The following is an 18,633-nucleotide window of genomic DNA, read 5'->3' on the forward strand; positions in this document are numbered from 1 at the left end:
CCCCGACTGGTGTTCAGCCCCATGCGCCTGCCTCTCATTTTGGTCTGCCTACGAGCGGACAGGCGCCACCCCCAGGAACGTCTTAGAGTTTCCGTAAGCTACGCACCGGCACGATTTCGGTCCGCGCGATCGCCTTGCTCGCGGTCAGCGGTCAGCGCGGTGCGGCGCGGATCGGACATGTAACCGTCCATCGCCTCTTGGGACGCCCACTCGAACAGCTGGATCTCCAGCGGCCTGCCCTCGGCGCCGTCGGTCCGGGCTCGGTGCACGATCTTCCCGTCATGCTCATTAACCAGTGTGAGGACCGCATCTTCGTAGGCGATTAACGCCTGCTCCATCCCAGGGTGCGGCCACAAAAACACATAGAACGTCTGCTTCACTTCTGAAGGATGACACGAGTCGACGGTGCTTTCCTAGACGAAAATCGCGAACTCACGCGACAGCAAACGAATCACACCGCGGAGCGCGGCTAGGACTCCCAGCCGACCTGCCATGGCCACGCAGGCAATCAGCACCGCTCCCCTGTCGCATGCCGCCCGATGTGACAAGTCGTATCGGGATGAATACGGGGAGGTCGAATATGGCGGGTTACCAGTTAGCTTCGCCATGTTCACCTCAACTGCCCCAAGGCGTTTCGCGATCTCACTGAGTGACTGGCCCGCATGGGAGCAGTCTTCGATCTGTGCGGACTACCCCATCTGGGTCACAAGATGTGTTTGTGAGTTGACAAGGACAGCGGCTCTACAGCGGACCGCCCGGCTTGGTGAAGTATCGAATCCAACGGCTGGCAATCACTACTGCGTCGTCCGCACAGGCGTTAGCTCGCCGAGAGACCCATACCTGGAAGGCAGAAAATGACTCAGTACAGCTGGACGGTGATCGGAGCAGGGCCGGCCGGTATCGCGACGGTAGGCCGGCTACTTGATCACGGCATCGCCGGTGAGGAAATCGCATGGATTGACCCCGAATTCGCGGTGGGAGACTTCGGCGCCAAGTGGGGTGCTGTCCCGAGTAACACCCGCGTCGGGCTATTCCACGAATTCCTCACGGCCTCAGAGTCGTTTCGCTTCACGAAATCAGCGTCTTTCGAACTGAACAGATTCGACCCGCAGCAGAGGTGCCCGCTCGGGGTTGTCGCCGAACCCCTGCGGTGGATCACGCGGCACCTAGGTCAACGAGTACACACATTCCGCACGATCGCGACCGAGTTGGCACTAGCCGAAAGGCAGTGGACCGTAACCACGCAACGCGAGGTGGTTATGTCGAAAAATGTCGTTCTTGCGGTCGGCTCGGTCCCCAAAAGGCTCCCTTACGATGGAATCAACGAGATTTCGTTCGAGACAGCACTCGACCCGGCGAAGCTCGCGCAGCTGCCGCTAGAGGGTGCCACGGTCGCGGTATTCGGCTCCTCACACTCGGCGATGACTGCCCTGCCGAATCTGCTCAACACCCCAGCGAAAAAAGTCATCAACTTCTACCTCAACCCGCTGAAATATGCGGTGTGCCTCGATGAGTGGACCATGTATGACGACACTGGGCTGAAGGGCCAAGCCGCGCAATGGGCGCGGGAGAATATCGACGGAACCTGCCCGCAACGGCTCGAGATATGTTCGGTCAATCATCCGGAATTCGACGAGATCCTTCAGACGTGCGACCACGTCGTCTACACCGTCGGGTTTGAACGCAGACATCTCCCGCTGACGCCCCAGTGGGGACCACTGCAATACGACCCAACCAATGGGATACTGGCGCCCGGGCTTTTTGGGATCGGTATCGCGTTCCCTGAGTATTTGATTGATCCGTTGGGCGGTCACCAACACCGGGTGGGGCTGCATAAGTTCATGCAGCGACTCGACACGGGATTGCCGCTGTGGCTTCGCTATGGCACATAGCAACGCCCAAAGCGCGATGATCGGACGAATTACGCCGAGCCGCTGCTACCGATATGACTTAGCAGGTCTCGGACTGCGCCGGCTGGCGGTGTTTGTCCGCCTATCCAGATGGCGCGCAATGCACGGCGAAGATTCAATTCCGGCACATGCACCGCACGCAGACGTCCCCCGGCCAGATCGTCGGCCACCGCCAGCCTGCTGGTCACCGCGGGACCTGCACCAGCGAGCACCGCCGCGCGTACCGCCGCTGCTGAAGACAGTTCCAGTGTCGGAGAGGCTTGCATGAAATCGGTTCCCAGCGCACTGCGCAGCGCAACAGTCAGCGAATCACGTGTTCCTGATCCCGGCTCGCGAGCAACCAGTGCTGTCCGGCCAAGCTCGGATGCGCTCACACCTTTAGACCGACGGGCCCATTTATGATCGGCAGCCACAACCACCACGAGCTCGTCGTGCGCAACGATCCGACTACGCAACCCCGACAACGCCCCGGGGCGTTCGATGAATCCGAGATCCGCAGTACCGTCGCGCACCGTCGCTATCACTTGCTCGCTGTTGGTGGCATTAAGGATGATGTCCGGTGCAGTGCGGCCACGTCGGTTGGCAGCTGCTTGCATCGACACCAGCCAGCGCGGCATCAATTGTTCGGCGATCGTCAGGCTCGCGGCCACTTTCAACTTGCTCCGGCTCTCGCTGCGCAGCGAAGCCAGCCCGGCATCGATCTGCCCGGCGACCTCGAGTAATCGGTCTGCCCACTGCGCTACCACGACACCCGCTGGGGTCAGCCGCGTCCCCCGCACAGTGCGGATCGTCAGCCGCACACCGGTTTGCGCCTCCATCGAGGTAAGGCGGGCTGACACTGCTTGCTGGGTCAGCCCGAGTTCTCGTCCCGCGGCACCCAGGCTGCCAGTGTTAGCCACCATCAAGAAGACTTCGAGGGCGGACAGTTCGGGCATGCGCGAGCTCAATGTCATTGCTCATCCAACCACAAAGCAGCTTTGTGGCTCCACCAGAAAGCCTGCTACCTGTGATTGACTTGGGCCACAGTACAAGTCAGGAGGCCGATTCGGGCAGCGCACTCCCCCGTCAGTGTCGTTCATAGTTCCGCGGCGACCGCATGAGCAGAGAAACACGGCGGAATCGAAGATAACTCCATGGCTTTGCGATCTGCCGCTGTTGCTGGTGTCAGGTGATCCAGTAGTGCGACGGCTCGGGTTCGGTCAGCATCTCGGTGAGAGTGGTGCGATTGAATGGCCACAGATCAATGGCCCCGTCATCGCTGAAATACCAGGAATTGCAGCCGGTGTTCCATACCGTCGGACCCATGGCGTCCGCAACCGCGGCGTTGAAATCGTCGGTGGCATCCGGGGTGACTTCGATCTCGCTGACGTCGCCGTCGCGGAACTTGTTGAGCCACTTGACGATATAGCGAGCAGTCAATTCCGCGGTGTACTGCAGCGGAATGGACCCGGTCGGCGAGTTCGGCCCCAGCACGGTGAACAGATTCGGGAATCCAGGAATCGCGGTCATCCGGTAGGCGCGAGGACCCTTCAGCCAAGCGTCGTCGAGGGTGATCCCGTCACGGCCGACGATCGACATCGGCCGCATGTAGTTGTGTGGGTGAAAGCCGGTGGCCAGCACGATCATATCGACGTCGTGGTGCTCGCCGTCGCAGGTGCGGACACCGGTAGGTGTGATCTCGGTGATCGGTTCGGTGACCAAGCGTGCATTGCGCGCCACGATGGCGCGGTAGTAGGTGCCCGATACGACTTGCCGCTTGCACAACGGTTCGTAATCGGGGGTGAGCTGTGCTCGTAGCTGGGGATCGCGAATCTGGATACGAAGACTCGCGCGTGCATAGGCTTGCGCCAGGCTGCGCCGCCACGACGGCTTGGTCACGATGTCGGCGAGGATTCCCGACGCCCATTGCAACCGGGCAAACGTGAGGTCCAGCAACCGCGGCCAGCGGCGCAACGCCCTGGCCAGCGACCGAGGTTGCCGCAGCCCCATCGGCGCCCACAAGATCCACTGAGCGGAGCGAGCAAAGTGGGTGAGCGATTCAGCTGCGGGCTGTAAGGCCGAAACTACTTGTACACCAGTCGATCCGGTTCCAATGACCGCGATCCGCCGGCCAGCGGTCGGCAAGTCGGGATCCCATCGTGCGGTGTGAACCACCGGTCCGGTGAAGGAGTCGAGACCCGGGATGTCGGGAACGTTCGGATGGTGCAGGACACCAGTCGCGCACACGACGAAGTCTGCCTCCAGGTCGTCCCCGCCAGCCGTGGCTACCGTCCACGTGCCACCGTCGTAGCGAGCGGTGACGACTTCGGTGTTCAGTCGCAGATGCGCGTGCAGCCCGAATCGGTCGACGACGTCACTGTGATATCGCTGGATGTCCGCGCCTTCGGCCCACAGGTGACTCCAGTCCGGTTTGGGAGCGAAACCGTACTGGTAGATCTGGGACGGCACATCGCAGGTGAGTCCGGGGTAACGGTTCCAATGCCAGACCCCGCCCACATCGGAACCCTTCTCCAGGATGGTGAAGTTGGCGAACCCGGCTTCTTTGAAGGTGTACGCGACGGCGATACCGGCCATCCCGGCACCGATGATGACGATCCTGGGGTCTCTGGTCATGACATGTCCTCGCTCTTGGCCAGCGCGCGTCGTATAGCACGCGGTGCGGTGCGCATGGCGGATTCGAACGCTGCGCGACGCCGGCTACGTCGCATGAAGTGCGCGCCCAGACCCGCGAGGTCGGTGTGGTCGGGACTGACGACCACGACCTGGGTGCCGCGGCCCCGTACCGTGTCAACCTCGCGTTGCAGCCCGGCCGACATGGCGCGACGGAGCAGATGGTGTTCGAGAAATCCACCGATACCGGAAGCCCGGCAACCATTCTCGGACGCCATCGGCGCAATCACATAAATTACGTCGACAGCATCGGACTCGATTAGATCGACGGACGCGGTCGACGCCGCCCCGCCGTCCACGAAGTGCCGCCCGTCGATCGTCACCGGCGGCATCCAGCCCGGGACAGCCCACGACGCGCGTAGCGCCTGGCCGGCAGTGGCTTGCGGCGAGCTCGAAGTTCCGAACGAAACCCGTTCGCCGCGTTGGTAATCGAATGCCACCATCCGACTGTCGGGATGCGGTAGCCAGCCCGACGGCCCGGCGAAGCCATCGGCGAGCCGTTGCAGCCAGCTGGCATCCCCACGGCCCGTCGGGGCGACACCGGTCGCCGCTGCCAGCCCGTGCTGCGTGCGCAGTAGACGCCAATTGAGCGGTCTAGGGATTGGAATCGGCGGCAGGCTCGCGGGCGTCCCCGCGATATGACGCTGGAGACGCTCGTCGCCGCTGACGCCGCGCTGCATCTCGACCAAGTCGCTGATCGAGGCACCCCCGCCGAGCATGGTGATGATCTCGGCACCTGCTGAAGTGCCCTGCATAAGGTCGGCGTCGCGCGGATCGATTCCGGTCTGCTCGGCCAGCGCATGCAGCGCGGCGATGGCCCACGCGCCGCCGATCGTCCCACCGCAACCGATCACCACAGCTGTTCTCACGACTGAGACCCCGAATGCGATTGTTCCGCATGGTCTTTGGTCTGGCGGTCCAGGCGTTGCAAATACGCCGAGCGCCCACCGGCGTCGAGCTCGGATAGGGCGCGACGGTCGGAGATGCGGGATCGGACCGCCTGCTCGACAAACTCGGGCACAAATGCGTCGACAACCGACCACATCGGAGCCACCCAGCCCGGTACCGAGGTGCGGGCGGCGCGGGTTCGTACCGTGCGCAGGATTGCGCGCGCGACGTCATCGGGATCGACTGTCGGCATTCCTCTTCCAAGGCGGACGCCCGAAGTCAGTTCAGTGCGCACCGCCGACGGCAGTACCGCAGACACGGTCACGCCGGTCCCGGCGTACTCCCGCCGCGCGGCCAACGACGCGCCCAATGCGGCGAATTTGCTGGCGTTGTAGGTCACCATTCCAGGAATCGGAATCATTCCCGCCATCGAGGCAACATTGACCACGTGTCCGGCGCCCTGATCAATCATCGCGGGGATCGCTGCTTGCATGCCGTTGAGGATGCCTCGCACGTTGACGTCGAGCACGAGATCGGTAGTGGCTTCTGGTTCGGCCTCGAAGGCACCCAACGGCATCACCCCGGCATTGTTGACCAGAATGTCGATTCGCCCTGAGGCATCCAGTACCCGCGCGACCAGACGCTTCCACGACGACCGATCAGTGACGTCGAGGTGGGAATCGGGGGTGTCGATATCACCGATCCACACCGTTGCGCCGCGTGCGGCGAAGAGTTCGGCCGTCACGGCGCCGATACCGCGTGCCCCGCCGGTAACGATGACGACCGCCCCGTCGACCGAGCCTGATGGTCGTGATCTATCCATGCCGCCTCCTCGCGTTCAAATTGAAATACCTACGGTATTTGAATACCATGAGTTGAATCAATACTTCGGGTACGCCCACGAACTATCATCGGCGCATGCCACGGCTGACCAGGGCGAAGCGCCAGGAACAGACCCGCGCCGAGTTGCTCGAGGCTGCCAGGCAGCGATTTCTGGCCCATGGTTACGCGGCCACCAGCCTCGAGGACATCGCCGATGACGCCGGCTACTCCAAGGGAGCGGTGTACTCCAACTTCGGGGGCAAGCCCAACCTATGCCGGGAAGTGCTCGAGTCGATCCACCAAGCAAAGTTCACCGAAATGTCCGATCTCGCGAAGTCGGACACAGACCTATCCGAACGGGTTGACGCGGTCAACGCATGGCTGGAACGCACCGCCGGCGACGTGGGATGGACCATGCTGGAACTGGAGTTCGCCGTACTCTCCCGCCACAATTCGGAACTCACCCAAATGATCAGCGCACTACGCAACGAAGCCGCTCAGATGGTCGTCGGCGCATTGCGGTCCATGCTCGCCGACCAAGGGCTGACCGAGCAGCAGTTGATGGGAACCGGCGCTGCCGACAGCCTCGACGATCTCGGCAATCTATTTCTCAGCGCTGGCATCGGGCTGGGCATTCAGCGGGCAATCGACCCGTCGCTGCCGGCCAGACCGGTCACCGGCACCATTACCAGGATCATCAATTTGCTTGTCGCCGTGGGTAGCGGCGCCAGCTGAATCGCGATAAGGATTCCGGCCCGCGACACCCCGCCCACTGGACGCCGGTTATCCCGTCTGTGGCATATCTTGGACCGTCCGAGACTTGATGAATCGACACGGAGGGCACGTGCTGGACGACGACGCAACGCTGTCGCCCGCCAGCCTGCTCGAGCTCAATCGCGGCCTGCAGGGCTCGCCGACGATCCGCCTGCTGGCCACGTTGAACCTCAACCTGTACGCGACCCTGATGGAGCGCCAGCTCAGCGGAGGCGTGGTCCCCGAGACCGACCTCGTTGTTCGCCTCGAGCGCGATCTCGCTGAGCTCGATCAGGCGGGCGAGCAGTCCGGCCTGGCCCTAATCAAATCCTGGGCCAGTCAGGGCTGGCTGCACCGGGTCGCCGATCAGAGATCTGGCGTCGAACGCAACCTGTGCTATCTCACCCAGGAGGCGTGCCGCGCGCTTGACTTTCTGCGGGGCATGCGCCGGCAGGACACCATCGCCACCGGGGGCTCGATCAACGGCATCGCGTCCCGGCTCAAGCAGGTCGCGTTGCGGATCGGCAATGACCCCGATCGCATCCGCGCCAGCATCGAAGCCGAGATTGCCGCACTTCAAGCTGAGCTCGACGGGTTGGACGAGGACGTCATCTCAGGTGACCATCAAGAAGACATCGATCTGACTGACGCCTACGATGAAGCCCACGCCATCGCCCTGCAGATGGAACGCCTGATCACCGACATCGGCCAGTACGGGACCATGATCGAACGGGCAACACTAGCCCTCGACGAGCCGATTGACAGCAACGCCGAATATCGCGACCGGCAGCGTCGCATGTACACCGACTATGAGGTTGCCTGGGACTCCCAGGGCCGCGACTCGCATCGCGCCTTCCTGCGGATGATCAACGACCCCGACCAACGCGCCGCGTTCGAAGCCGACGTCGCTGCGGTCGCTGGAGCGCTCCCAGCCCTCGACCCGGCACTGCGCAAAGTGATGGCCGGCTTCTTCGAACTGGTCGGCCACCAGATCGACGAAGTGGAACGCATCCAACAACGCTGTGCGCAGCGCGTGAAGCGATTCACCGCGTTCGGCACCCTTGAACAGAGCCGCGGGGTTGCTCGTCAGCTCAACGAAGCCATCGGCGCGGCGCGCAGCCTGCTCAAAGCGTCGCTGACCGATTCTCGGTTGGACATCGAACTCCCCCTGGCCCGGCACGCATTCAGTTCTGTTGGCGCGCTGAGCTTTCGGATCGGCGACTTATCCAGTCCCAAGCCTGCTGAAATCGCCGAGGGCGACGTCGATCTGGCCAGCTTCGCCGCGCTTACCACCCAGGTCGACGCACCTGCGATGTCCGAGATGATCAACACGGCGATCAGCTCCGCGACGAAACTGTCACTCGCGGATACGGTCGCCATGCTCGACTCGGCTTATCTCGGCCATGTCATCGTGCTGTGGTCCTGGGCGCTCAAGCAACCGGAATCCACCCGGGGTTCTGAGTCGGTTACGGTCCGCTTTCGGTCCTTGGACGGGCGTGACCGCGAAATGGAGGTGCCGCACTTGATGTTCACCGAACCGGTTTCCACCCTGTTGACAGCGACCGCATGACCGTCGAAGAAACCGTCGACTACAGCGGGTTCTCCGCACTCCCCCAGGTTGATCAGACCGTGCGCACCCCGCACCAGCGCCGACCTCGGTTCGACGGCGATGTGTCCGAGTTACCTGACCGAGCCTGCTGGGCGCTACAGCAGCTGCTGACGCGTCGCTACATCAGTGCCGAAGCCGACCGCGATGTCTACACCTGGGTGCTGGAGTATCGCGCCCAGCTATCGACCAGGCTGTCGGAACTGGATCTGCTGTTACGTGTCGTCGAGGGCGCCGACGTTGCGTTCGTCGAACAGGCTCGCTACGAATCAGCGCGGGGTGCAAAGCTTTTGCGCCGGGAACCGCTCGGGACCTACGACTCGATCCTGGCGCTGCACCTGGCACAGATGATGCGCGCCTCGGGTGACCAGGCCGTGGTCATCAGCCGCGAGGAAATGCACGGGCTGTTTTCCGGCGTCCTCAACGATGTCGATCGCGACGCTGTCACGTTCACTGCACGCATCGACGGCGCAATCACTCGGCTTGCTTCGCTGGAGATCCTGCGCAAAACCCGCGACGACGAGGACAGCTACACCGTCAGTCCGGTTATCAACGCCGTCATGACGGCCTCGGTCATTACCGAGCTACAGCAGCAGTTCGAGGTTCTCCTCAACGGCGGCATCAGCCAGTCGCAGGACCGTGACGAGGAGGGCGAACGCGAGGATGACTGAACAGTTCCACCTGTCGCGCTTGCAGGTCATCAACTGGGGTGTCTTCGACGGATACCACTCGATCCCGTTCAGTGACGGTGGCGCATTGATCGCCGGCGCATCCGGCAGCGGTAAATCCTCACTGCTGGACGCTATTTCGCTTGGCTTCTTACCATTCAATCGACGCAACTTCAACGCTTCTGGGGACAGCACCGCCGCGGGGTCCAACGCAGGTCGGCGGACCGTCGACAAATACGTCCGCGGTGCTTGGGGTCAGCGCAGCGACGCCGGCACTAGCAAGGTCATGTACCTGCGCGGTGACGGCACCACTTGGTCGGCGATCGCGGTCACCTACACCAGCAATACCGGCCGCACCGTCACCGGCCTGGTACTCAAATGGCTAACCGGCGAATCCCGATCCGACTCCTCGAGCCGATTCGTGCTGGCCGACGGCGATCGTGACATCGAAAACGTCTGCAACCGTTGGGCCGCAGGCCGCTTCGACGCCGCCGTGTTCAAAGACGACTGGCGTTTCTCCACCAAGGTGGAATCGCAGTACCTCGCCCAGCTATACGCCACCATCGGAATCCGTGCGTCCGACGCTGCGCAGCAGCTGCTTGGTAAAGCCAAATCACTGAAAAGTGTTGGTGGACTTGAACAATTTGTCCGGGAGTTCATGCTCGATGAGCCCGATAGCCTGACCCGGCTGCCCGATGCGCTCAAGCAGATCGACCCGCTCGTCGATGCCCGTGAACTGCTGGCCGTCGCGCAACGCAAACGCAAGATCCTCGGCGACATCGAGAAGCTGCAGCAACGCTACGCCTCAGAGTCTTCCGACCTGGGCATCATCGACCTGGTCGACCAGCCGATGGTGCGGGCTTACACAGATCACGTCCGGCTTGCGCAGTGTCCGGCGCAGATCGAATCGCTCGACGCCACCATCGATCAGCTCGGCAACGAATACGAGGACGTGACCCGCCAGCTCAATCTTGCTAAGGCCGAAGGTGATTCGCTGAACGCGCAGATCAGCGGATCCAGCACCAGCCTGGGCCCGCTGCAGTCGCAGGTGGCCGGTGCCGAGGCGCATGCCGAGCAGGTGTCACGTCGGGCCACCGCCTATGAATCCATGCTCAGTACACACGATCTCGACATCCCGGACACCGCCGACGAATTCTGGAACCTACGCGAGGAACTCAGCACCCGCGCCACCGAGTTGTTGGCCAAACTGGACCGCGGCCGCGAAGTCTCGACCGATGCCGAGTACTCGCAGAAGGTCGCCCGCATCGCGCGCGACGACGCCGCCAAGGAACTCAAACGTGTCGAGCACGTCGGCTCGGCACTGCCGGAGTTCGCCCTCGCCATGCGCGAACATATCTGTGCCGTAATGGGTATCAACCCGGACGAGTTGCCCTATATCGCCGAGCTGATGGATCTGCGGCCGGAGCAGAGTCGCTGGCGCATCGCCGTCGAGAAGGTGCTGCGCGGCGTGGGTCTACGGCTGCTGGTACCTGACAGCCACTACGCGGCAGTGCTGCGGTTGGTCAACGAGACCAACATGGGCGGGCGATTACAGCTGCATCACGTCCGCGCCAGGTTCGTCGGCGCCGAGGTCACCGAGGCCGATCCGAACACGTTGGCCGGCAAGTTGTGTGTGGTCGATCCAACCCATGACTGTGCCGCCGAGGCCGCCGACGTCGTCGCCGCCGCCGGTGATCACGTCTGCGTCGATACACCCGACCTGTTTCCCCGGTTCCGGCGCGCCGTCACCGACACCGGCCTGTACAAGGACTCCGAGCGCTTGGCCATCAAGGATGACCGCCGGCCGCTCAAGCAGGCCGACTACATCTACCAGGGTGATGTCGCCGCCAAGATCGACGCGCTGACCGTGGATTTGGCCAACGCCGAAGAGGCGTTCCGCCGAGCTCGCGGCGTTGCTGACGATATCGCCGCCGAGCGTCAGCAGTGGCGCAACCAGGCTGCAGCGTTCAAGGCGATCTGCGATCAGTTCGAACAATGGACCCACGTCGACACTGAGACCGCTGACAGGCATGCCGACCGGTTACGCGAGCAGTTCGAGCTGCTGCTGGCCGACAATCCCGATATCGAGGCACTTACCGCGCGGGCCGAGGAGTGCTGGGAACAGATCCAGGCCCTGATGACCCGTCGCGGAGCCATCCAGACTCGCCGTGACGACCTCGACGGTCGCCGCACCCGGCTGCTTGAGCTACAGGAACGGCTCGCTCCGGCGTTTGTGTCCGAGCCGCTGATCGACCTGCTGAACCGGTATGCCGCCGATGTGCCGGTTTCACTGGACATGCTCGACCCCGAACCGCACCGCGATGCGGTGTTCACTGCGATCCGGCGCGAACGCGAGCAACTGCGCGAAAGCCGTAGGCGCTCATACGATGAGCTTGCGCGCATTCTCAACACGTTCGACACCGCGTTTCCCGACGCGATCCCCAACGACAGCGATGTGTTCGACGAACGTGTTCACGATTACGTCGCGTTGTGTCGCCATATCGACGAGCGGGAACTCCCCGAGGCCTACGAGCGGATGCTGCGACTCGTCACCGAACAGGCGCCTGATGCGATCCTCACCCTGCATCGAGTCGCCGAGCAGGAAGCGCGGCGCATCAGCGAGCAGATCGAACGGGTCAACACCGGCCTGGGCGCGGTGGAGTTCAACCGCGGCACCCGGCTCACTCTGCGCGCGATCTCGCGCAGCTTGGCCGGCGCGGCCGAATTCACCGAGATCGTTCGGGCTATCTCGCGGCGTATCGCTGAAGTCGGTCTTGGCGACAAGCAGGCCATCCTGGACCAGTACGCCGATATCTTGCGGCTGCGGAACCGATTGGCCTCGACGGCACCGGAAGACAAGGCCTGGACCCGCGACGCTCTGGATGTCCGCAACCGGTTCGCCTTCGATTGTGCCGAATGGGATGTCAGCAGCGATGAGCTGATCCGCACGCACAGCAACGCTGGCGACAACTCCGGCGGCGAGCAGGAAAAGCTAATGGCTTTCTGTCTGGCCGGAGCTTTGAGCTTCAACCTCGCCAACCCCGAAAGTGCAGACAACAAACCGATTTTCGCCCAGTTGATGCTCGATGAGGCGTTCTCAAAGTCTGACCCGCAATTCGCTCAGCAGGCTTTGCAGGCATTCCGTAAGTTCGGCTTCCAGCTCGTCATCGTGGCCACCGTGCAGAACGCCACGACCATCCAGCCTTACATCGACAGCGTGGTGATGGTGTCCAAGCGTGAAGCCACCGGCCGCAACGCTCGCCCCGTCGCGACCGTGACCACAAAGACGATCGCGGATTTCTCCGCGCTGCGCCACGAGATGCGGACGTCGGCGACACTAATGCCTGCCGGGGTGTGACGCCATCGGGCGTGAGCGTCGGAGCGATTCGGTTGGACGCCTAGATCAATTGCGGGGCAAGGGTTTCCGAATAACTAGCCGTGTACTCAAGTGCGTTGCGTGCTATTGGCGACCATGCGTCGAATGGCGAACGAGTCAGAATTCGCAACAGCTAGACGATCACTACAGCCCGGATGGTACGACCTTGCCGTTGACCGTCACCTCGACCTGGCCGGTCTTCGTGTTGTACTCGATCCTGCCATGCTCGAACGTCTCCCGGAGTAGATCGCCGACGGTGTTCGCGTCGTTGGTGGGTAAGCCCAGCGGACCTGCCGAACCGTTGTTGCCGGTGACCGCAGGCGCGCCGTCCGGGTCGCGTGGGATATTCCAGGCCTCCCGGATTTTGCCCAGGGTGACATATGCACGCGTGCCGGCCTCGTCATTCTTGGCGGTGATCACGCCGCCCTGAAACTGCTGGAACACCACGCCGCTGTCCCGTTTTCCCGCATTGCGGTCACCTGTCAGCGGCTTGCCGAGAGCCTCCCTCTGACTCTGGTTTGTCGACGAGTATTTAGCAGCGATCGGGCCGGTCAGGGTCACCTCGACGTTGCTCTCCCCGATGAGCTTCACCTCGGTGGGCTGCGCTGGGGTTTTCGATGTGGAGGTGGCGCTCGCCCCGACTTTAGGCGGCGCCGACGCGTCGACGCTTTTGCCATTGCTGCAGCCCACCGTGATCAGCGCGACGGCGGCCAGGCTGACGAATGCCGCGTGACGGTTTGCGATCGTTCTCATGAGCTTCCTCTCGCGTTGTCCTGTGGTGTGGATCAAGTTGCGGTTGACCGCCTCGCCCCGCCCGGACCATAACCGAGCCATGTGATTGCATAGGCGATCGGCGGTCTTCGTAGCCCCCGACCGAACTTACAACGCGGTCATTGACGCGAGCGCGCCCCCCAACGTCAGCGTTGGATCACGGTCAACGAGCCGTGGTTGAGGTCGCTGGTGACGTATGCGAAATGTGTGGTTGGGTCGATGGCGATGGCGAGCGGATTGTTGCCGACGGCAAGGATTCCGGTGACGATGCGCCTAGCGGTATCGATTACCGACACGGACGCACCGCTGTAGTTGGCCACGTATGCGGTGTTCGTCGGCGGGTCCACTGCCACCCCCGCGGGGCGTTGCCCGACGGGCACACTAGCGGTGACGTCCAGGCTGATGGTGTCGACCAAGGACACCGATGCATCATCGCCGCTGGCGATATAGGCGGTGTGCGATGCGGAGTCGACGGCGATACCGGCTGGGTGGACGCGAAGCGCGACGGAACCGACGACGGTTCGGTTCGCGGTATCGATAACGGTCACCGTTGGATCGGCGGTGGTGACAAACAAGCGGTGGGCGGTCCGATCGATGGCCACCCGGCTTGGGCCTTTTCCGGTGGGCACCGTCGCCGTCACGGCATGCGTCGTCGTGTCGATGACCGACACCGATGCGTTATCACCGCTAGTGACATAGGCGATGCGGGCATCCGGGTCGACCGCTACTCCGCCCGGATGGGTACCGACCTCCACTCTGGCGATGACCTTGCTGCTGGTGATGTCGATGACCGACACCGAGGCGTCGTCGAAGTTGGTGACGTAGACGGTTCGGGTCGACGGATCCACGGCAACACCGACGGGGTGGCGTCCCACAGCAATCGTGGCGGTGACCGTGCGGCTGGTGGTATCGACCACCGAGACGGAGTTGGAACCGGTATTCGCGACATAGACGCTGTGTCCCGCGGAGTCGACCGCGACGCCGAAGGCGCCATTGCCCACCCGAATTGAGGCGGCGATCGTGGGTGGACCACTGGGCACCGCCGTCACTCCCGCACTGGGCGTGACTCCCCCGCTACTAGGCACCGGTGGCGGCGGGGTGGGCGCTGTCGGCCGCGTAGCTGCAGTCGTGGATGTGTGTGCGCGCAGCAGGTATACGCTGGCGCCCCCCAACACCACGACCACGCCAATCACTGCGGCGGCGACCACCCAAGACCGCTTGGCGCGCTTGGGGTTTTGCACCACGTGCTGCGATGGGTCACCGTGCAGTGGTTTCTGCGCCCGCTGCGTCGGCTCACTTGGAAATGAGTCCGCTTGTGTGCGGGCACTTGCACCGGCGTTGTGTGACTGCGCATTTGGATCTGGTCGGCGCAGCGGCACCGTGATCGCGTCGCGCGCGGCCCGTGCCATCTCCACAGGGGTGGCGTAGCGCTGCTCAGGATCCTTGGCCATGCCAGTGGCGATGACCGCATCGAATGCCGGCGGCGCGCCGGAGTCAGATGGTCGCGGCGGCGGCGCCGACAGATGCCCTGCCACTTGTTGTTCGATGCTGTCACCCGGAAACGGGGCGCCTCCCGTCAAGCACTCATAGAGCACGCAGGCCAGCGCATAGATGTCCGAGCGTGCATCGGCCTGACCGACTCTGAAGCGCTCCGGGGCCATGTAACGCAGCGTGCCGACCACCGCGTCCGTCCCCGTCAGGCCGGTCTCGCCCAGAACGCGGGCGATCCCGAAATCGATCAGATACGCGAAGTCGTTTTCATCGAGCAAGATGTTGGAGGGCTTGATATCCCGATGCACCAATCCAATCTTGTGCGCCGCATACACGGCGTGAGCCACCTGCTCGACGATGTGCACCGCACGTGAGGGAGGCATCGGGCCCGAGGTCAGCACGGTTGCCAGATCGCGGCCCTCGATCAGCCGCATGTCGACGAATAGCCGCCCGTCGATCTCGCCGTAAGTGTGAATTGGCACGACGTGAGGGTCGTTTAACCGTGCTGCCGAGTGGGCCTCGCGACGGAATCGCTGTTGAAACGTCGTGTCCGCAGCAAAATGCGCTGGGAGTACTTTCAGCGCGACTATGCGATCGGTGACGGTGTCATAGGCGCGCCAGACCTCGCCCATGCCGCCTCGGCCGAGCAAATTGATTAGTCGATACCGGCCGAATGGGGTCCCTTCCATGGAAACCTCCCGACGGCTGCAATTCAGCAACACCATAGTCCACCGCAGGGTGCGGCAGACTTAGCAACTGATACTGCGTCGCTAGCGACGTTAGAGCGATACGTCTCGAATTGATCGCGCGGAGCACATATCGACCGCGGCCAGGCCGAAATCAGCCGGCCGGTGGCACCGCTGGCGGACGACATACGTTGGCGGCCGGATCCCACCACTGGCCCGGCTCACATGCCAGCGGTTGTGGCCCGACGCCGAGTGGCCGGCATACATTCGCCGTCGGATCCCACCACTGGCCCGGCTCACATGCCAGCGGTTGTGGCCCGACGCCGAGTGGTCGGCAGACCTTGCCCGTTGGGTCCCACCACTCGCCGTCCGCGCAGGCGGCCGAACTCACGGCCGGTGTCGCGATAGTCACGGCTGCCATCGACGCCAACGCCATCATGACGACGGCAATAAGATGACGAAAGGATGTCCTCACTGCAGGCCTCCTTTCGCGCGTATGCATTATCGAACCGGGCTCGGACACAGAGGTCAAGGCCCCTGCTCGATCGAGCGCGGGGTTGGCCTCGCCACGTCGGGCGTGCATGTCGCGGCGTGTGGTACACCTCGCCTGTCCCCTAACTGACTGTGCAATAGCAGCTTCCGAGACTCCGGCTATTCCTTAGTGCAGAGTGCAGCGTGTAATACAGTCCACATCAACGGGTTTCGATGCCGTCGAACCTGCTCAGTACCGGACAAGCGCCGCTGAGCACCTTGTGCGCCGCAGCGACTCTTTCGCGAGATCGACGCTGGCGCGAAGAAACGCGCGTGAGCTGCACGCTAGCGTCGATCTCGGGGTTTACGGACGCCGAATGCGCTGGGGGCAGCGCGTCCATGAGCTAGCGACACTAGGAGCAGTAATATTGCCCGTTGAGAACACAATTCGACGGTGGCGAGTAGGTACCGCTCAGCACGCCCCTGATACCTCCGGTGGCTGAACCACCGGGTGCGATGCTGCGATTCCAATTCGCGGGGGTGAGAACAACGTGTGTGCCCGTTTGGGTAAAGCTGCTATTCCACGTGTGCGAGACAGATTCTCCCACCGGCAGGTCGAATTCGAGCCGCCAATCGTTCATCTGCGCCATGCTCGAGTTGGTAATGGCGAACTGGGCGATGAAACCGGTCTGCCAGGTATGTTCCACCGACAACGTCGCCGTGACCGCAGCCGCATGAGCTACCGAGGTGGCGGCGAGTCCGAGGATCGCAACCATCAATGCCGACACGGTTACCTGAAGCGCTGTGCGCCAGCGCCTCAGGTAATTGCTCAGTGCGGCCATAGCAACCAACACTAAAGCCGAACCGGTGATGTCGGCCCTCGCGTCGCCGGTATGCTGCAGTACCTTTGCCCAACTGAAACCGTCACGAAATTTTTGCCTCGATGACTCCAAACTGACGAGCAATGCCTGCAACCAGTGGCTGCACCAGAACCACGTCTGGATGCAGGAGTTCGGCCAACCCTTGGGGTGCAGGGTCGTCCCAGAACTTGGCGAACTTGGTGACGAAACCTTCAGGATCCGACGACGCGATCACACCATCAACGATGGCCTTCGATGCGCGTCAACACCACTCGGCGCGCTGCCAGATACTGCCAGACGAACTCAGATCGCCGGGAACCGCTGATCAACCGACACAGCGTGGGGTCGGATGACTTACGGGGAACTATTCGGGCGCGGCGCATCGGGACCTCGACCGACCGACCTACCTACCGGCGTCAGCCGTCGCTGCGGGGCGCGCCTTCGCTGTTCTCGGGGTCCCAGGTGCCCGGAATCATCGGCATGCTGGGTCCGCTACCGAACTCATCGCCGGCCAGTGTGGTCAGGCCCGCGGCGCCAGCGGTTTGCTTGCGTGCGGTGCCGGTGAATCCCAGATTCCCGGCACCCCGATCTGAGGCCATCGTCGCCGGCTCATCCCAGTGCGGGTCGACGTCGACGTTCATGTCCATGTATTTGTCGCCAGGGCCGCGCTGCCGAGCGCGTTGCCAGCGCCGAGCCCGAGCCTCTTCTCTAGCGCCGGCCGCTGCCGGCGCGGCAGCCGAATCCGGCTCCGGGGCCTTCTTTTTCGCACCCGTCGCCGCGCTGGCGCTCATTGCGGAGCCAAACCCGATCCCGGGCGGCGCAACGACGTACGGCGGCGTGAAACCAGGCCCGGCCGCAGCCGGTGGTGCGGGCGGCGCTGAACTGACGACCGTTCCTGTGCCAGGGGCCGGCGCTGATGCGGGGGCTGTCGCGGGGGCCGGAGCCGGCGCAGCGATGGGCGCGGTCCCGAGGGCCGCCGGCAGGCTGGGCGACGGCGCAGCGGGCGGGGGTACCGCGGCGCCCTCCGGGGCGTGGGCCAGCCCGGCCAGCCCCGCGAAACCGCCGAGCGCCGCGAAGGGGGCCGCGGAGATGAGCACGGGCACCAAAAATAACTGCGGCTGCATCGGGAGCCAACTAAAGAGCTGGGCCAGGTGGGTCGGCCAGTCGAGCAGCACGAGGTGGGAGATGAGCTCGAGAGCCGCCGCCGGGTTTTCCAGCATTAACGACCCCAACCGTTGGAAGTCGGAAAAGAGTTCGAGGGCTCGAGCCACCCACCAAAGCAAGTTTCCGGGATTGGTATAGGACTCAATTGGCAGCCCGTTGAGTGTCGCCTTGGCTGGATCCCAGTCAATTCCAAACAGCCGCAGGATCTGGGCGACGAACCGATTGAGCGGGCTGTCGAACCCGTGATTGTGGTCGTGGTCGTGGTCGTGGTCGTGGTCATGCGAGTGGTCATGTAGCAGGATCTGCGGCGCCGGGTCGGTTTGTGGGTTGGCCGCCAGGGCCGCGGTGGAAACGGCTTGGTAAGTCGTCATGGTGCCGGCGGCCTGGACCCACATCCGCGCATAGTCGGCCTCGTTGACCGCAATCGGAATCGTATTGACGCCAAAGAAATTCGTCGCCAACAGCACGCCGTGTACGGCGTGGTTGGCGGCCAGCTC

Annotated in this window: 16 protein-coding genes; 5 read left to right on the top strand and 11 right to left on the bottom strand. The window is 63.3% G+C overall.

Annotated elements, in window-relative coordinates; genetic code table 11:
- Window positions 1-98 precede the first annotated feature (98 nt).
- Window positions 99-380, bottom strand: coding sequence for a hypothetical protein (locus tag H7K34_RS03355; protein WP_264059891.1), 282 nt, complete (start codon window positions 378-380; stop codon window positions 99-101).
- A gap of 474 nt (window positions 381-854) precedes the next feature.
- On the opposite strand from H7K34_RS03355, the gene H7K34_RS03360 reads away from it, so the two are divergent.
- Window positions 855-1,892: an FAD/NAD(P)-binding protein gene (locus H7K34_RS03360; protein ID WP_264059893.1), complete on the top strand. Its 1,038-nt coding sequence runs from the start codon at window positions 855-857 to the stop codon at window positions 1,890-1,892.
- 29 nt (window positions 1,893-1,921) lie between these two features.
- Here the strand turns inward: H7K34_RS03360 and H7K34_RS03365 are convergent, their stop codons facing one another.
- The 4 genes from H7K34_RS03365 to H7K34_RS03380 form a co-directional block, all read right to left on the bottom strand.
- Entirely contained in the window at window positions 1,922-2,863 is a 942-nt protein-coding gene (locus H7K34_RS03365; RefSeq protein WP_264059898.1) for a LysR family transcriptional regulator, read from the bottom strand.
- A gap of 211 nt (window positions 2,864-3,074) precedes the next feature.
- The gene (locus H7K34_RS03370; RefSeq protein ID WP_264059900.1) at window positions 3,075-4,523 is read right to left on the bottom strand and encodes a flavin-containing monooxygenase; all 1,449 of its coding nucleotides are present in this window, start codon (window positions 4,521-4,523) and stop codon (window positions 3,075-3,077) included.
- Complete coding sequence (locus H7K34_RS03375) at window positions 4,520-5,449, bottom strand: patatin-like phospholipase family protein (RefSeq protein ID WP_264059906.1); 930 nt, start codon at window positions 5,447-5,449, stop codon at window positions 4,520-4,522. Before H7K34_RS03375 ends, H7K34_RS03370 begins: the two co-directional genes overlap by 4 nt.
- A complete protein-coding gene (locus tag H7K34_RS03380) occupies window positions 5,446-6,291 on the bottom strand; it encodes an SDR family oxidoreductase (RefSeq protein WP_264059909.1) in 846 nt (281 codons plus the stop codon). Before H7K34_RS03380 ends, H7K34_RS03375 begins: the two co-directional genes overlap by 4 nt.
- A gap of 95 nt (window positions 6,292-6,386) precedes the next feature.
- Here H7K34_RS03380 and H7K34_RS03385 point away from each other — a divergent pair, with 95 nt between their 5' ends.
- From H7K34_RS03385 to H7K34_RS03400, 4 genes are all read left to right on the top strand, one after another.
- Window positions 6,387-7,025, top strand: a complete 639-nt coding sequence (locus H7K34_RS03385; RefSeq protein ID WP_264059910.1) for a TetR/AcrR family transcriptional regulator — start codon at window positions 6,387-6,389, stop codon at window positions 7,023-7,025.
- Between the two features lie 88 nt (window positions 7,026-7,113).
- A complete protein-coding gene (locus H7K34_RS03390) occupies window positions 7,114-8,613 on the top strand; it encodes a DUF3375 domain-containing protein (protein ID WP_264059911.1) in 1,500 nt (499 codons plus the stop codon).
- Window positions 8,610-9,320, top strand: a complete 711-nt coding sequence (locus tag H7K34_RS03395; RefSeq protein ID WP_264059913.1) for a DUF4194 domain-containing protein — start codon at window positions 8,610-8,612, stop codon at window positions 9,318-9,320. The genes H7K34_RS03390 and H7K34_RS03395 overlap by 4 nt, the downstream gene beginning before the upstream one ends.
- On the top strand, window positions 9,313-12,675 hold the full coding sequence (locus tag H7K34_RS03400; RefSeq protein ID WP_264059915.1) for an ATP-binding protein: 3,363 nt from the start codon (window positions 9,313-9,315) through the stop codon (window positions 12,673-12,675). The genes H7K34_RS03395 and H7K34_RS03400 overlap by 8 nt, the downstream gene beginning before the upstream one ends.
- A gap of 162 nt (window positions 12,676-12,837) precedes the next feature.
- On the opposite strand, the gene H7K34_RS03405 is transcribed toward H7K34_RS03400, so the two are convergent.
- The 6 genes from H7K34_RS03405 to H7K34_RS03430 form a co-directional block, all read right to left on the bottom strand.
- Complete coding sequence (locus tag H7K34_RS03405) at window positions 12,838-13,446, bottom strand: LGFP repeat-containing protein (RefSeq protein ID WP_264060514.1); 609 nt, start codon at window positions 13,444-13,446, stop codon at window positions 12,838-12,840.
- Between the two features lie 164 nt (window positions 13,447-13,610).
- Window positions 13,611-15,644: a serine/threonine-protein kinase gene (locus tag H7K34_RS03410; protein ID WP_264059917.1), complete on the bottom strand. Its 2,034-nt coding sequence runs from the start codon at window positions 15,642-15,644 to the stop codon at window positions 13,611-13,613.
- 151 nt (window positions 15,645-15,795) lie between these two features.
- Window positions 15,796-16,077 carry a hypothetical protein gene (locus H7K34_RS03415; protein WP_276059249.1) on the bottom strand — a complete coding sequence of 94 codons (282 nt, stop codon included), beginning with the start codon at window positions 16,075-16,077 and terminating at the stop codon, window positions 15,796-15,798.
- Window positions 16,078-16,525: 448 nt separating this feature from the next.
- Entirely contained in the window at window positions 16,526-16,954 is a 429-nt protein-coding gene (locus tag H7K34_RS03420; RefSeq protein WP_264059920.1) for a cellulose-binding domain-containing protein, read from the bottom strand.
- Between the two features lie 82 nt (window positions 16,955-17,036).
- The gene (locus tag H7K34_RS03425) at window positions 17,037-17,207 is read right to left on the bottom strand and encodes a hypothetical protein (protein WP_264059922.1); all 171 of its coding nucleotides are present in this window, start codon (window positions 17,205-17,207) and stop codon (window positions 17,037-17,039) included.
- 181 nt (window positions 17,208-17,388) lie between these two features.
- A partial coding sequence (locus H7K34_RS03430; protein ID WP_264059928.1) for a PPE family protein occupies window positions 17,389-18,633 on the bottom strand: 1,245 nt, incomplete at its 5' end.

The sequence above is a fragment of the Mycobacterium montefiorense genome (assembly GCF_025823255.1).
Taxonomy (GTDB): Bacteria; Actinomycetota; Actinomycetes; order Mycobacteriales; family Mycobacteriaceae; genus Mycobacterium; species Mycobacterium montefiorense.